Below are 15414 nucleotides of genomic sequence, written 5' to 3'. Positions count from 1 at the left end.
AGATCTTTTGTCGTCATAGTTCCATTAATGTTACATCCGTTATGTTTTCATAAATTGTGAATTTAACGGCTCATGCGGTATGCCGCAAATCGTTCAAAACAGCCGAATTGTTTTTTTAAGCCTATTGAATTATACTGCGGTTTGACCGATTCATACAAGGTATTAACCGTTCGGCAGGACTTCAGTATGAGAGAATATTCAGTCTGCAACGGGAAATTTATTTTCTATCATCTCCTGGACTTTAGGCAACAACTCTTCATCAAAAAATTTCCGCATATCTTTACGGTTTTTGCTGGCGTTGCGTAAGAACAGGTCTGCAGGATGGATCTCAAGGGCATCTGCCAGTCTGCGGATCAAGTCAAAAGAAGGTGTTGTTTTTCCCGCTTCAATTCCGCTTATTGTGCTTTTGCCGCAATCGCAAATACCTGATAACTCCAACTGTGAAAGAGAGTTCCGATTTCTATAGAAGATTAAATTTTCCGCAAAGTCCGATTTTATGTTACTCACCACTCCATAATAATCGACTTTTTGTCTAAATAATTCTAAAAAATAGACCGATTTTATAATAAAGTCTAAATTATAAACTTTATTGCAGTAAAAGACGAAATATTAGACTTTCATTTATAAGGCGGAGTTTTCAATGCAAAACGATACACAAAAATACAACGAATCAATAAAACCGAACAGCAAAGAAATTGAAATATTGAAAAAATATTTTCCGCAGTGTTTTTCAAAGCCGGAGACCGACGAAAACGGCACTGTCATAAAAGAACATTTTGACACGGAAAAACTTGCAGAACTTATAAACAAAGACGAAGTCGATATAAAAAAAGAAGGTTTTACGCTGAACTTTCTCGGGAAAAGCTATGCCCGTTATCAGGCAAATCTGGACAGCGAAACGGTGATTGTACCGGACGAACAGAACGCCGAAACAAGCAGTGAAAATGTCTACATTGTCGGCGACAATTTGGATGCCCTGCAGCACCTGAAATATTCCTATGCCGAAAAAATCAAGTGCATTTACATTGACCCGCCCTACAACACGGGAAAAGATGATTTTGTTTACAACGACAAGTTCGGTTTTACGGCAAAAGAGCTTGTCGAAAAACTCGACGTAACGGAAGATGAAGCGGAGCGTATTTGCAGCATGAACGGAAAATGCACCCATTCCGCATGGCTGACTTTTATGTATCCGCGCCTTGCCCTTGCGCGAGAACTGTTGCGCGACGACGGCGTGATTTTTATCAGCATTGACGACAACGAGCAGGCGAATTTAAAGCGGCTTTGCGACGAAGTTTTCGGGGAAGGGAATTTTGTCGGAGAAATTACTGTTGTTGCAAATCCAAGAGGGAGAGATTATGGCGGAGTTGCACGAATGCATGATTATATTTTGTGCTACAAAAAAAGTGATTTATGTGAGCTTAATTTGATAAAAGATGAAAATAATGAATTTAAAATGTTTGATGAAAGAGGTGGATTTGAATTAAGAGAACTCCGTAATAGAAATGTAAAATTTAACAAAGAAAATCGACCTAACCTGTATTATCCATTTTACATAAACCCAAAAGAGCTGGATGAGTATGGATTATGTACAATTGACTTAACAGCGCATGATGGTTGGATTGAATTATTTCCTCTTGAATCCCAAGGTATAAATGTAGTATGGCGTTGGGGAAAAGAAAAATCTTTAAAGAATTTAAATACGGAAATAAAAGCTAAACCTATGAAAAATGGAAGTTTTATGATTGTTGAAAAATATCGTGAATCAAGAATGATGGCTCGCTCAGTGTGGTGGGATAAAGTTTCAAACACAGAAAACGGAACATTGCTTGTCAAAGAATTATTTGAAGGTAAGATTTTTGATTATCCTAAACCAATAGAAATGGTAATGCGGGTATGCGAAATGGGGAGCTATGTTGATTCTTCCGACATCATCCTCGACTTTTTCTCCGGCAGTGCTACAACCGCCCATGCCGTAATGCAGCTCAACGCCCAAGACGGCGGCAGCCGTAAATTCATCATGGTTCAGCTTGACGAGCCTGTAAAAAAAGGCAGTGAAGCGGAAAAAGCCGGCTACAAGACAATCGACGAAATCGGGCGAGAACGCATCCGCCGCGCCGCCGAAAAAATCAAAGCTGAAAATCCGGAGACAAAAGCGGACTTGGGCTTTCAAACGTTCTACTTAAAATCAATGCCGCAAAACACGCTTGATAAAATCAAAACGTTTAATCCGAAAGACCTTTTTACAAGCGACGGCGACATTGTAAAATCGCTCGGCGAAACTACGCTGCTTCAAACGTGGCAGATAAAAGACGGATTCGGTTTTAACTGCAATCGCAAGAAAATCGATATTGCAGGCTGCGCCGCCTATCTTTTGGAAGATGAAAAAATCGGAAAATATCTGTATTTGCTTATGGGGATGGAAGAAAAATCCGTCAAAGAGCTGATTCGTAAAATCGAAAGTTTTGAACTGATCGCGGATAAAATTTTCGTTTACGGCTATTCATTCGATTTTGATGCGCTTAATTCGCTTTCAACAAATCTAAAGACGCTCAAAAACCGCAACCCCATTGAGCCGATCATAAGGTACTAAAATGAAGCTTGAACAAAACTTACCGCATCAAATAAACGCAATCAATGCCGTGCTCCGCGTCTTTGACAATATCGAGGGGCGGTTTTCCGCCGACCGCACAAAATGCCCTTTTATGACAAGCGATTTAGAAACAATAAAAACCAATATCGTGCAAATTCAAAACGGCGAAAAGTCCGGCTGTTTTTCGGACGATTATTCCGTGCCGGAAACGCTCCGGCAAAATTACACGGATTCAAGTGCGCACTATCTGAATATCGATATAAAAATGGAAACCGGAACCGGAAAAACCTACGTTTACACGCGGACGATGTTCGAGCTTCATCAAAAATACGGCGTAAACAAATTCATCGTGCTTGTGCCGACTGTTCCGATTAAGGAAGGCGCAAAATCTTTTTTGAAGTCCGCATATATGAAAAGCGATTTGCAGTCACTCTACGGCGGAACGGAACTGCGCCTTCACGTGCTTGACGCTCAAAAGCAACACACACGGGGACGCAAACCTTTTCCTGCCGCAATTCAAGCCTTTGCGGAAAACACCGATTTGAACGGTAACAAAATCGACGTGCTTTTGACGAACAGCGGAATGTTGAATTCCGCAAAAACAATGGACGCGGAATACGACCAGACTTTGCTCGGAACTTTTACCAATCCGTACCAAGTGTTGCGGAATATAAATCCGTTTGTGATTATCGACGAGCCGCACAAATTCAACCGGACAAAGGGAACGTTCAAAACACTTGTTGAAAAAATCAAGCCGCAGGTGATTATCCGGTACGGTGCGACCTTCCCCGAAATGGGAAAGGACAAAATCGACTATGAAAATGTCGTGTATTCATTGAACTCGTGCCGGGCGTTTAACGACAATCTTGTAAAAGGCGTGCAGGTTGAATACATCGCGGACGAGGACAAGATAAAAGACCGTGTAAAAATCAAAGTGCTTGAAATAAACGCGGCAAAAGGCGAAGCAAAATCCGTGCGTTTTCAAAACGAGCAGACAAAAAAGACGTTTGATTTACAGGAAAACGCTTCCCTTTCGGAAATCGATGTAAGTTTTCAAAATATTCACGTTGCCGTAATTTCAAAAGCGGAAGTGCAGCTGAACAACGGAATGATTTTGCACAAAAGCGATTCCCTTTATCCGGATATTTTCGGCGAGACTTTCCAGACGACAATGCTGAACCTTGCCATTGATCGTCATTTTGAAAAGGAATACGATAATTTTTGCGCAGATGTGAAAAAAATAAAAACACTTTCGCTCTTTTTTATCGATTCGATTCAATCTTTTAGGGATGATGGATTTTTAAGGCAGGAGTTTGAGCGTCTTTTAAAGGAAAAATTTCACGATTTGATTAAAAAATATCAAAAATCGGCACGACGGGAAGAAAAAGAATATGCGGATTATCTTTTGTTTTCTCTTAAAAATCTAAAAAAAACGATTGCAGGTTATTTTGCGGAAGACAACAACACCGACAGCGACGAAGTTCGACAAGAGGTTGATAAAGTTCTTCGGCAAAAAGATGAAATCATCAAAATCAAAACGGAAAACGGCGAATGGGAGCCGACGCGGTTTATTTTTTCAAAATGGACGCTTAAAGAAGGCTGGGATAATCCCAATATTTTTGTCATTGCAAAGCTGCGCTCAAGCGGCAGCGAAACGAGCAAGCTGCAGGAGGTCGGGCGAGGTTTGCGCCTGCCTGTTGACGAACTCGGCGAGCGGCAGAGCGAAAGGCAATTTTATCTGCGGTATATAATCGATTATTCGGAAAAAGATTTTGCGGAAAAATTGCTTTCGGAAATCAACTTCGGGGCAGAGGTGGAATTTAAAATTACAAAATCATTCCTTGAAGAATACGCAAAGAAAAAACAGATTGATATTAAGGCTTTTTTTAAGGATTTGATTGTAAAAGATTATATTGACCCGGAAACTCACGAGCCGATTTCGGACAATCTTTCTGCGTTCAAGGAAAATTATCCTGATTTGTTCACTTCATTGAATGAAGGCAAAATCGTCAACGTAAATGCGGCAGGCGGGAAATTCAGCGAAAAAGTAAAAATCCGCAAGAAAAATTACGATAAACTTGCCTCTCTTTGGCGCAGCATAAATCAAAAATTTTATCTTCATATAGATTCTACAAAAGAAGAAGACTTAAAGGAAATGCTTTTTACGATGCTCAAAAAAGGAATCGACGCATCTTCAAATGTTTCAACTTCAATACGGCAAACAACAAAAAGTGATGACGGCAGCGTAAAATTCACGAGCGAAACAGGTTCGGCATTCTCACTAAAAAAAGAGATGCCGTATTCGGATTTCTTAAAAAAAGCGCAAAACGAGACGAATATTCCGATCACGCTCCTGCATGAAGTTTTTTGCGAATATTTTAAGGAACATCCGCTGCCTGAAAAATTCTTCAGCAAACAGACTTTACGGCGTTTAATCGAAGATTATCGGGACTGGTACATAAAGACCTTTGCCGAAAAATATTCTTATGAAAAAGTAAATGCGCCCGTAGCAGACCCGCTGTGTGACGAAAATAATTCCGTAAAAGAATACGTTGTCCGCAATGACATAGGCGTTTTGAACTGCAAAGAAACTCCGCTTGAAAATTATCTGTATGATTCGTGCGCCTATGATTCCGATTTGGAGCGAAGCAATATTACTCACGATATAAAATCACGCATTGCATCGGTTGAAGTGTACGGGAAGATTCCGCGCAGGACAGTACGAATTCCGACTTATGCAGACGGCACGTACAGCCCGGATTTTATGTACGTAATTAATAGGCAAAACGGTAAACAACAATTAAATCTTGTAGTTGAAACAAAGGATAAAACAAAAGACCATATTGATCCGGAAGAAAGACGAAAAATCACTGCTGCAAGAAAACTGTTTGAAAAATTACGGAAAGAAGTGCCGGACGTATATTACCGCCCGCAAATTTCAAAACAGGACATGACGGAAATAATTGAAAGCGTTATAAAAGGCGACGATATAAACAACGATTTGTATTTGTGAAAAACCGGAATGGATACCCTTCAGTATGGGAAGGTGTATGTATGATGATTGCTTTAGAGCTAAAATCCTTTTTTCATGTTAAAGTCCTGTAAACTTCTTTCCGTTCTGTTGACAATCCGGTTATAGTTAGGGTATACTAATATATGTATAAAGGGGGAGATATGCCCTTGTCAATGGTAAACTGCGGTGAAATACGGACGATACAAAGTTTTCACGGCAGTGAAGAAATTCGACAGCATTTATTCGATATGGGATTAATTCCCGGGGAAAAAGTTGAAGTGCTCGGAGAAAATTCCTCCGGTTTTATTCTCAAAGTTAAGGGTGTGCGCTTGGCTTTAAATCGAGGCCTTGCTCACGGTATTATTGTATACTGATTATTTTTTATGCCGTCTCAATATACATGCTTGTTCATTTAATCGGATTTTAAATCCGTTCAGTATATGGAGGTTATATGACAGTACTTGATTTAAAGCCGGGGCAAAAAGCTGCGGTTGTATCCGTCAGTACAAAAGATGATCTGCTTAGGCGCAGAATTTTGGACATGGGAATTACTCCCGGTGTGGAAATCACAATGGTAAAAGAAGCTCCCCTCGGAGATCCCTTGGAGGTAATGCTCCGCGGTTATCAATTGAGTTTACGTAAAAACGAAGCTCGGCAAATTGAAGTCGGCTGATTTTTTTTCATCAAATCTTAGTTACATAAAACTTAAATTGATAATAATCAGGAGGTATATATGAGTTATACAATTGCCCTTGCGGGAAATCCCAACTGCGGAAAAACATCCGTTTTTAATGCTCTTACCGGTTCCCGCCAACATGTAGGAAACTGGCCCGGCGTTACCGTCGATAAAAAAGAAGGCGAATATAAAAAAGACCGTACCGTAACCGTCTTGGACCTTCCGGGAACTTATTCGCTTTCACCGTATTCGGAAGAAGAAAAAATCGCCCGCGATTATATCGTAAAAGAACGCCCTGCTGCGGTTATCGATATCGTCGACGGAACGAGTATCGAGCGCAACCTGTACTTAACTTTGCAGATTTTGGAAACCGGCGTTCCCGTTGTCATTGCCCTTAACATGATTGACGAAGTTGAAAAACGCGGCGATAAAATCGATGCAAAAAAACTGTCGGAACTGCTCGGCGTTCCGGTTATTCCCACCTGCGGACGCAACGGAAAGGGTACCGATGAATTGATGCAGGCTGCAATCGAAGCGGCAAAAAAGGGAACGGCTTCAAAGCTCGAAAAAATATACGATGCAGGCGATTCGGAAGAAGTGATTGCCGACAAGCGCTATAAATACATTGCAGGCATTGTAAAGCAGGCCGTTGTAAAGGCTTCCAAAGCGGACGCTGTCCGTCAGGAAACGGCAAGCGATAAAATCGATAAAGTTTTGACAAGCAGATTTTTGGCCTTACCCCTGTTTGCCGTTATTATGTACCTGATGTTTGCCTGTGCATTGAGCGAAAACTTCCTCTTTTTAGGCATAAACGGTCCCGGCCGCTGGCTTGAAGGCTTTGTCGGAACCGTCTGGGAATATCTTACCGGCTTGGTTGCAGGAGGTCTTGAAGCCGCAGGGGCTGCCGACTGGGCGATGGGCCTGGTTATCGACGGTATTTTCGGCGGTATCGGCGCCATCTTGGGCTTTATGCCCCTCGTTTTGGTGTTGTACGTATTGATGGCCTTCCTTGAAGACAGCGGCTATATGGCGCGCGTCGCCTTTGTTATGGACCGCATTTTCCGCAAATTCGGTCTTTCCGGCCGCTCCTTTATCCCGATTTTGATGGGCTTCGGATGCAGCGTTCCGGCTATTATGGCAACCCGTACCCTGGAAAGCGAAAAAGACAGGCGCATTACCGCTATTATTACCGGTATGGTTCCCTGCGGTGCAAAACTGCCGATTTTCGCAATGTTTTGTGCAATCTTTTTCCCCGAAAACACAACCCTGGTTATGTTTTCCATCTATATGACCAGTATTGTCGTTGCCGTCATCGTTTCTCTTTTAATGAACAAATTGATGTTTAAATCGGCCGTTTCCAACTTTATTATGGAACTGCCCCAGTACCGTTGGCCTACTTTAAAAAGCGTTCTTATGCTCGGCTGGGAAAAGGTGAAGGGCTTCGGCGTTAAAGCCGGTACGGTTATTTTATTGTCTACGATTTTAATTTGGGTGCTTTCGAACTTTAATGTCGGCTCTCTTACCGGCAAAAACCTTAAAGAAAGCGCGGGCGAAGAAGCGTCGGTTATGTGCGAAATGGACGACAGCTTTATGGCAAGTATCGGTAATTTTGTTGCTCCCGTTTTCAAACCCCTCGGATTCGGCGAATGGAGGCCGGCCGTCGGTATTGTTACCGGATGGATTGCAAAAGAAAACGTCGTCGTTACCTTCGCTCAACTGTACAGCGACGATACCTCCGAAGAATATCTTGCCGAATTCTTCGGTAAAATGAGTGCGGAAGAATTGGAAGAACTCGGATTTGAAAACGGTGAATACGACCCCGAAGCCGCTCCCGATATTTATTCGGAGGGAATTCTCTTTGAAGGCGCCGACGAAAACGCTCTTCCGACAATGAAAAAAGATATCCGTACCCCGAACGCGGCTTTGGCTTATATGCTGTTCAACCTCTTGTGTATGCCCTGTTTTGCGGCCGTCGGTTCGATGAAACGCGAATTAAAAACATGGAAAAAAACCTGGGGCGGCGTCGGTATCCAAATGCTTACCGCCTATATCGTTGCGCTCGTTGTATACTGGGCAGGTTTTTTATTTGTGTAATACGATGACCTGTACGTTCAGGTTTGGCTTATTTAATTAAAAAATACGGGGCTGCCGAAAAAGGAAAAACCTTTGAGGCAGCCCTTTTTTAATACTGCAAATACTTGTATATTTATGATTTTTGTAGTACCTTAATATAAGTAATAAAATATTGTATTAGAGCTATCGCGATTTATGATTTATTTTATACTGTGTAATAGGAGTTTTTATGATTAATATTATTATTTTGATTATCGTCGCTGCGGCTGTTGTATTAGCCGTTATGCGTATCCGTAAAGGCGCCGGCGGCTGTTGCGGCTGTTCTTCATGTTCGGGCGGCTGTTCGTCGGCCGGAAAAGGCAATTCGGATAAAGATACTCTGTATCCCGCATCCTCTTCTTTGGTTTTGGATATTACGGGTATGCACTGTGAAAAGTGCAGCGGCAGTGTAACCGAAGCCCTTAATGCTCTTGACGGTGTATCCGCCGAGGTCGATTTAAAAAACAACAGTGCGTCGGTAAAGCTTTCAAAAGAGATATCGGCGGAAAAGCTTGAAGCCGCCGTTTCCGATAGGGGCTTTGAAGTTACCCGTATACGGGTTTTATAAGCGTTCGGTTTTTATATGCAAAAACCTGTCCCTTTGGGGATAGTGATTTTATCAAAGAGGTGATATTATGAATTATGCTGAAATTATTTCGGTAAAGGGCCGGGAAATAGTCGATTCCCGCGGAAATCCTACCGTAGAAGCGGAGGTTTTATTGGCCGACGGAACCATCGGCCGCGGGGCTGCTCCTTCAGGTGCTTCAACCGGTACTTATGAAGCGGTGGAATTGCGCGACGGCGATAAAAAGCGCTACGGAGGTAAGGGCGTATCCAAGGCTGTTGCCAATATCAACGGCCCGATAAACGATGCTTTGGAAGGAGCCGACGCTCTTAATACCTATGAAATCGATAAATTGATGATTGAAGCGGACGGAACTCCCAATAAATCGAAATTGGGTGCAAACGCAATGCTCGCCGTTTCCATTGCCGCAGCCCGTGCCGCAGCCGCTTCTTTGGATATTCCTCTATACAAATTCCTCGGCGGTTCCAATGCAAACGTATTGCCCGTTCCGATGATGAACATATTAAACGGCGGCGCCCATGCCGCAAACACCGTCGATTCCCAGGAATTTATGATTATGCCCGTAGGTGCAAAATCCTTCAGCGAGGGACTCCGCCAGTGTACGGAAGTATTTCACGCTTTGGCCGCGATTTTAAAGTCAAAGGGTCTTGCAACCTCCGTAGGTGATGAAGGCGGTTTTGCACCCGACGTTGCAAGCGATGAAGAAGCTATTGAGCTTATTTTAGAGGCGGTAAAAAAAGCCGGTTACAAGCCCGGTAAAGATTTTGTACTTGCCATGGACCCCGCATCAAGCGAGTGGAAGGGGGCAAAAAAAGGCGAATACAAGCTGCCCAAGAGCGGCCGCAAACTTACTTCCGCCGAACTCGTGGCCCACTGGAAAGCTCTGGTTGAAAAGTATCCGATTTATTCGATTGAAGACGGTTTGGACGAAGAAGACTGGGAAGGCTGGGCCTTGCTGCGCAAAGAAATCGGCGATAAGGTTCAGCTCGTAGGAGACGATTTATTCGTAACCAACACCGAGCGTCTTGCAAAGGGTATTGAACGTGACTGCGCCAATTCAATCTTAATCAAATTGAATCAAATCGGTACAATCAGTGAAACCCTGGAAGCTATCAAAATGGCCCACAAAGCGGGCTTTACCGCCGTCGTATCTCACCGCTCAGGTGAAACCGAAGATACCACTATTGCCGATTTGGCGGTTGCATTGAATGCCGGTCAAATTAAAACCGGTGCTCCGAACCGCAGCGAACGTGTTGCAAAATACAATCAATTGGTACGTATCGAAGAAGATTTGGGTGCCGCCGCACGCTATCCGGGCGTAAAAACCTTTAATCAAAAACACTAAAAAAAGGGGCTGACTCAAAAACGGTCTGTTTTCGATTAAGTGCGGCTGTCTTGGAAAGCTTCCAAGGCAGCCGTTTTTTTATTATTGTGTGAATTTCTTTTCAAAACCTATTGACATTTTTTTAAAGTTAGTTATAATTAACATATAAAACAAACCGTTGCGGGTGTATAAAGATACCGCCGTGCGGGATAAAATATCAGGAGTGTATATGAAAGCAGGCGTAATTTATGCAAGTACAACCGGAAATACCGAAGCGATGGCACAGCTTATTTGTGAAGGAATCCGTACCGGCGGTGCGGAGGCCGTTATGGTAAAAGCCGGTGATGTTTCGGCCTCCGATGCCCTTGCCTATGATGTACTGGTTTTGGGAAGTCCCGCTATGGGAGCCGAGGTTTTGGAAGAAGCCGAAATGGAGCCCTTTTTTACATCTCTTGAAGGTTCTCTGTCCGGTAAAAAAGTCGCCTTGTTCGGCTCTTACGATTGGGGTGACGGCGAATGGATGCGCCAGTGGGAAGACCGCGTTCGTGCCGCCGGCGGTAAATTGTTCAAAGATGCAGGTTTAATTGTTCATCTTTTGCCCGAAGGCGATGACGTTCAATTATGTAAGGACTTCGGAAAAGAAGTTGCTTCTTTTTAGAAATCGTTTCTTTAATTGGAAGCGGCTTCTTCTTATGCGGTTTTATCGGTGTGATACCGATTGTGTACCGCTTTGATTTTCGGCCATAATTTTTCCTCTGTATCGTTGATACGAGGGTGTGTGTTTTCTATTATGTAAAAATACTGAGTCTCCATGCGGCGCTGCTCTCGTCCGGCAGCGCCGCATCTTTTTTTTATTTTATACGTGCTCCGAAGGGGCCAAGGGCCAATTGTGCAAGTTTAAAATGCTGTATGCCGAAAGGAATGCCCACGAGGGTACAGCACAACAAAAGGCCGGCGAGGGCACTTGTCAAAGCGATTTCAAATCCCCCGAATATGAGCCAGAGGATGTTTAAAACAAGAGAGCCCGCTTTTCCGCCCGGTATAATTTCTTTTCCGAAAGGGAAAAAGGCGACAGCCGACAGTTTGAAGCACTGTTTTCCGACCGGTATGCCGATAATTGTGCAGCACCACAATAACCCGGTTAAAAGCCAGCCGAGTCCGGCCAAAAAGCCGCCGAAAATAAACCACAAAATATTTCCCAGTATTTTCATATATACCTCTTTACAGTTTGTATTTATGTGTATTCAATAAGGTGAATTGTTTTAAACCAATCCGTTTTGCGCCTGATATAATGAAGCATATAAACCTTTTTGTGCCAAAAGGCTGCGGTGTGTGCCCCGTTCGCAGATTCCTTCATCGTTTACCACAACGATGAGGTCGGCATTGCGGATAGTGGAAAGGCGGTGGGCTATAATGAGGGTTGTACGTCCCTTTGCCAATTCGTCAAATGATTTTTGAATTTTAATCTCGGTTGCCGTGTCCAGGGCGGAGGTTGCCTCGTCCAAAATAAGGATGGGCGGATTTTTTAAAAAGGTACGCGCTATCGAAATGCGCTGTTTTTGTCCGCCGGATAAACGTACGCCGCGCTCTCCTACAAGGGTATCGTAGCCTTGAGCCATTTTTATAATGTCGTCGTGAATTTCGGCGCGGCGTGCCGCTTCGATGATTTCTTCATCGCTTGCTTTTGTATTACCGTATGCGATGTTTTCTTTTACGGTACCTGCGAATAAAAACACGTCCTGCTGTACGACTCCGATATTACGGCGCAAACTTTCAAGGCTTATATCACGTACATCGTGCCCGTCAAGCTTGATAGAGCCGCTTTGTACGTCGTAAAAGCGCGGCAGCAGGCTGCACAATGTGGTTTTGCCGCTTCCCGAAGGGCCTACAAAGGCAGCCTTTTGTCCGGCTTTTATGTTCAGGTTTACATTTTGCAAAACCGTGATACCGTTATTGTATGCAAAGCCGATGTTTTCATAGGCTATGTCTCCGCGTACCGTTTTTATATCGATTGCGCCGGGATTTGGGCGTATTTCGTCGCAGGTGTTCATTATCTCGGCAAAGCGGCGGAAGCCGGCCATACCGCTTGCGTATTGCTCGACAAAGGCGGTAATCCTGCGAACGGGCTGTAAAAATGCTGCGGAAAACAACAGGGCGGTAATAAGATCGGCTATGTGCATTTTGCCGTGCATAATAAAAAATCCGCCTGCGGCGAGGATAATCAGATTTAGAATCGAAGTAAAAAAATCCATGCGGGAGGCAAAGGATGCAACTGCGCGGTAAAAGAGCTTACGCGCATTATAATAGGCTTGGGTGTTGGCATTAAAGCGCTTTTGCTCGTATGCTTCATTTGTAAAAATTTGAGTAACCCGAATACCGGAAACTGCGGATTCTATGGCGGTATTGATTTCGGCCGTTTTTTCTTTAACGCTTTTTGATGCGCGTATAATGTGCTTACGCGATAAAACGGTTTGCAGTACGAGAAGGGGCATAAAAACGGCAAGGATAAGGGCAAGTTTCCATTGTATTGAAGCCATAAGGATTAGGGCTCCGGATATGGTGAGGGCGGAAATCAATACGTCTTCAGGGCCGTGATGGGCAAGTTCGGTTACTTCAAATAAATCGGTGGTGATGCGCGACATAAGCTGTCCGGTACGGTTGCGGTCAAAAAAGGCAAAGGACTGCTTTTCCATGTGGCTGAATATGGCGCGCCTCATATCGGCTTCAACGCGGGCTCCGAACAGGTGGCCGAAGTAATTGACAAAATAGACGGCTCCCGTGCGTATAAGATATAAAAACAGCGATACGCCTATAAACAGATAAAAAGTTTTGAACGCGCCGGAGCCGAGAAAATCGGTTAATACACGGCGGGTAAACATCGGAAAAATCAAGTCTACGGCGGCTATAAAGGCGGCGCATATAAGGTCTGCAATAAAAAGTTTACGGTGCGGTTTGAAAAAGGATAAAAAATAGCGCATATTTTTATTGTAGCGGTTTTTCGGGAAAATGTACAGAAATAAACTGCCGGATGAAAACGGGTTTTATTTTTACTGCATAATTTCGCGTACGATATCGTGGGTTGTTTTATTGTAATAAAGACAGGCATAAAGGGCCGCTGCCGTGAGGATTTTTTGTCCGTATTCGCGCGTCTCTTTATACGGGAGCACTTCCAGTAATAAGTCTTTACTCAAGTCGTTGTGGGCCGCATTCCAGCGGCGAACCTTGGTAATGCCCGCATTGTACGAAAAAAGGGCAAGAAGCACCGAATTATCCAAGCGGCCGATCAATTCTTTAAGATAAAAAATACCGAATTCGGCGTTTACAGCCGGGTCGGCTATATCGTAGGTGCGGATTTTTAATTTGCGTGCAATGTCGGAGGCCGTACTTTCCATAAGCTGGGTTAAGCCGACGGCTCCCGCGCTTGAGCGTATATCCTTATCGAAAAAACTTTCGCTTCGTATAAGGGCGTATGCAAGGTATTCCGGAACATTGTATCGGGTGCAAAGCTGTTCGACCGTCTCTTTGTAAAAACGCGGATACAGCATTTCAAGCTGCGACTGTTTTATCGGGTCGTCGCTTTTGCCGAACGAATGTACGGCTGTCCGTAAAGCTTGAGGATAAAGTTCTTTTTGTGCTAAAGCTCCGCTCAGTTCGACAGAGGTATCCTGCCCGATTTTATCTTTCAGTCGTAAAAAAAGCGGATACAGCTGTTGTTCCAAACCCTGTGCGGCGTACTCTTTTAACAAAAGTTCGGCTTGTATATCCGCTTCCGCTCCCTGCTTTTTTTTACGGCGTAAAAGCGATTTTCGTATGTTGTCAAAGGGAATGTCCAATCGCTCGGCGGCCAAAAGCCTATAGTATAGGCTTCCGTCGGGAGCTTCATAGGCTTTTTTTAATGCGGTTTTTATTTTTTCTTTGGAAAAATCGGCTCCCAGTAAGCCCGTTTCTCCCAGCCGTGCGGAAATAAAGGCATATTTTGAAAGCATATCCGCCGACATATAAGGCGATAAACTTTCGTATACGGCGTAACAGCCTTTAAAGTTTCGGGCGCTGAGCAGATTATAAGATAAAAGCGATAATATATCGTCAAAATAAGAGGGATCATGCCATTGCGAAGCATAGGTTTGTAAAAGACCGACAGCCGTACGGTCCGATACCTTTAGGGCGCTGTCAAGATAATACCACAGAGCTTTGTCAAAGTTTTCGCTTTGCAAGGCATTGCCGCCGGCATAAGCAATTGCTTTTTCAAACCAGTCAAATGCCTGTCTGCGGTACGGCTCTGCGCAGCGTGCAAACAAACGTGCGGCATAAAGGGCACAGTAAAAGGCTTTTTGGGCGCTGTCCGCGAACAGGTTGTTTTGAGAGGTCTGCTCGGCGTAAAAGACGGCTGCAGTACCGAGCTGCCGGGCATATTCCGAGCGTTCGGCAGTGTCCCGGCTTCCGTAGAGCAAAACCGCACAGACTTCGGAAAAGGCGGGAAAGGCCGGGTACAAATCAAAAAAAAGCATAATCGAAGTTTCAATGGGAGAATCGCCGGCGTTTGCGCTGTGCGAACCGGCTTCATTTTCCGTTTGTTCTTTTAGAATATTCAACGCTTGTACGTAATTGCGCTTATTGAATGCGGTTCTGAATTGCAGAGCGTTTTGAATGTGTTTCGGTAAGCCGCTTATCGCTTCGGATAACTCGGGTTTTTCAAACAGCCTGCGGTCTGCGGAGGTAAAGGCTGCGGAAAAAAAGCGCTTTTCGGCGAGTTTTTCGCTTTTTTTATCGCCGCTTTGCAGCAAGGCCGCCAGTTGAAAGCGTTCGGCAAGGTTTGTATCAGGAATATCTTTTTCAGGAGCAAGGGATTCGGTTAAACTTATCAGGCTTTTAAAATCTTTTTTCTCATATAGGAGTTTTAACAATTCTTCCTGTGCGAGCGAGGCGGCGAGGATGCTGTCTTTTGCAATACTTTTACGAAACGCTTTTTCCGCCTCTCCCTTTTTTTCGGCGGCTGCAGCCTTTAAACCGTCAAAATAATAATCGGCGGAAAACTCGGGTTTACTTGAACCGCACGCCATGAGCGAAATCATAAAAAGGAGGGGGAAAAAAACTTTTTTATGCGGCATGT

At 43.9% G+C, this 15414-nt stretch carries 12 protein-coding genes; 8 read left to right on the top strand and 4 right to left on the bottom strand.

Going from position 1 to position 15414, the window contains the following annotated elements; translation table 11 throughout:
* Nucleotides 1–198: 198 nt before the first annotated feature.
* Nucleotides 199–507, bottom strand: a complete 309-nt coding sequence (locus V1L52_RS08635; protein WP_428768788.1) for a helix-turn-helix domain-containing protein — start codon at nt 505–507, stop codon at nt 199–201.
* A gap of 133 nt (nt 508–640) precedes the next feature.
* Here V1L52_RS08635 and V1L52_RS08630 point away from each other — a divergent pair, with 133 nt between their 5' ends.
* The 8 genes from V1L52_RS08630 to V1L52_RS08595 all read left to right on the top strand — a co-directional run bounded on the left by V1L52_RS08630 (nt 641) and on the right by V1L52_RS08595 (nt 10962).
* A complete protein-coding gene (locus V1L52_RS08630; RefSeq protein ID WP_428768786.1) occupies nt 641–2593 on the top strand; it encodes a DNA methyltransferase in 1953 nt (650 codons plus the stop codon).
* 1 nt (nt 2594) lies between these two features.
* The gene (locus tag V1L52_RS08625; RefSeq protein ID WP_428768784.1) at nt 2595–5606 is read left to right on the top strand and encodes a type III restriction-modification system endonuclease; all 3012 of its coding nucleotides are present in this window, start codon (nt 2595–2597) and stop codon (nt 5604–5606) included.
* A gap of 143 nt (nt 5607–5749) precedes the next feature.
* Nucleotides 5750–5980 (top strand): FeoA family protein, encoded by a 231-nt coding sequence (locus V1L52_RS08620; protein ID WP_428768782.1) that lies wholly within the window; start codon nt 5750–5752, stop codon nt 5978–5980.
* A 77-nt stretch (nt 5981–6057) separates the two neighbouring features.
* Nucleotides 6058–6279, top strand: a complete 222-nt coding sequence (locus V1L52_RS08615; RefSeq protein WP_428768780.1) for a FeoA family protein — start codon at nt 6058–6060, stop codon at nt 6277–6279.
* Between the two features lie 60 nt (nt 6280–6339).
* A complete protein-coding gene (feoB, locus tag V1L52_RS08610) occupies nt 6340–8376 on the top strand; it encodes a ferrous iron transport protein B (RefSeq protein ID WP_428768778.1) in 2037 nt (678 codons plus the stop codon).
* 208 nt (nt 8377–8584) lie between these two features.
* Nucleotides 8585–8962, top strand: a complete 378-nt coding sequence (locus tag V1L52_RS08605) for a heavy-metal-associated domain-containing protein (RefSeq protein ID WP_428768776.1) — start codon at nt 8585–8587, stop codon at nt 8960–8962.
* Nucleotides 8963–9029: 67 nt separating this feature from the next.
* Nucleotides 9030–10325 carry a phosphopyruvate hydratase gene (eno, locus tag V1L52_RS08600; RefSeq protein ID WP_428768774.1) on the top strand — a complete coding sequence of 432 codons (1296 nt, stop codon included), beginning with the start codon at nt 9030–9032 and terminating at the stop codon, nt 10323–10325.
* Between the two features lie 208 nt (nt 10326–10533).
* Nucleotides 10534–10962: a flavodoxin gene (locus tag V1L52_RS08595; protein WP_428768772.1), complete on the top strand. Its 429-nt coding sequence runs from the start codon at nt 10534–10536 to the stop codon at nt 10960–10962.
* Between the two features lie 193 nt (nt 10963–11155).
* Here V1L52_RS08595 and V1L52_RS08590 read toward each other — a convergent pair whose 3' ends face one another.
* From V1L52_RS08590 to V1L52_RS08580, 3 genes are all read right to left on the bottom strand, one after another.
* Complete coding sequence (locus V1L52_RS08590) at nt 11156–11515, bottom strand: YccF domain-containing protein (RefSeq protein WP_428768770.1); 360 nt, start codon at nt 11513–11515, stop codon at nt 11156–11158.
* 51 nt (nt 11516–11566) lie between these two features.
* Nucleotides 11567–13282, bottom strand: coding sequence for an ABC transporter ATP-binding protein (locus tag V1L52_RS08585; RefSeq protein WP_428768768.1), 1716 nt, complete (start codon nt 13280–13282; stop codon nt 11567–11569).
* 69 nt (nt 13283–13351) lie between these two features.
* Entirely contained in the window at nt 13352–15412 is a 2061-nt protein-coding gene (locus tag V1L52_RS08580; protein ID WP_428768766.1) for a flagellar assembly lytic transglycosylase, read from the bottom strand.
* Between the last annotated feature and the right edge of the window lie 2 nt (nt 15413–15414).

Origin of the sequence: Treponema sp. HNW, assembly GCF_050320395.1 — a bacterium.
In the GTDB taxonomy this organism is placed as follows: Bacteria; Spirochaetota; Spirochaetia; order Treponematales; family Treponemataceae; genus Treponema_C.
Note: the sequence above shows the minus strand (reverse complement) of the source record. Positions and strands in the feature narration are given on the sequence as shown.

What these genes read in the sequence shown, in the direction of transcription:
- V1L52_RS08630 (WP_428768786.1), top strand. Translation starts at nt 641, where the DNA reads ATGCAAAACGATACACAAAAATACAACGAATCAATAAAACCGAACAGC.
- V1L52_RS08625 (WP_428768784.1), top strand. Translation starts at nt 2,595, where the DNA reads ATGAAGCTTGAACAAAACTTACCGCATCAAATAAACGCAATCAATGCC.
- V1L52_RS08620 (WP_428768782.1), top strand. Translation starts at nt 5,750, where the DNA reads ATGTATAAAGGGGGAGATATGCCCTTGTCAATGGTAAACTGCGGTGAA.
- V1L52_RS08615 (WP_428768780.1), top strand. Translation starts at nt 6,058, where the DNA reads ATGACAGTACTTGATTTAAAGCCGGGGCAAAAAGCTGCGGTTGTATCC.
- feoB (WP_428768778.1), top strand. Translation starts at nt 6,340, where the DNA reads ATGAGTTATACAATTGCCCTTGCGGGAAATCCCAACTGCGGAAAAACA.
- V1L52_RS08605 (WP_428768776.1), top strand. Translation starts at nt 8,585, where the DNA reads ATGATTAATATTATTATTTTGATTATCGTCGCTGCGGCTGTTGTATTA.
- eno (WP_428768774.1), top strand. Translation starts at nt 9,030, where the DNA reads ATGAATTATGCTGAAATTATTTCGGTAAAGGGCCGGGAAATAGTCGAT.
- V1L52_RS08595 (WP_428768772.1), top strand. Translation starts at nt 10,534, where the DNA reads ATGAAAGCAGGCGTAATTTATGCAAGTACAACCGGAAATACCGAAGCG.
- V1L52_RS08590 (WP_428768770.1), bottom strand. Translation starts at nt 11,515, where the DNA reads ATGAAAATACTGGGAAATATTTTGTGGTTTATTTTCGGCGGCTTTTTG.
- V1L52_RS08585 (WP_428768768.1), bottom strand. Translation starts at nt 13,282, where the DNA reads ATGCGCTATTTTTTATCCTTTTTCAAACCGCACCGTAAACTTTTTATT.
- V1L52_RS08580 (WP_428768766.1), bottom strand. Translation starts at nt 15,412, where the DNA reads ATGCCGCATAAAAAAGTTTTTTTCCCCCTCCTTTTTATGATTTCGCTC.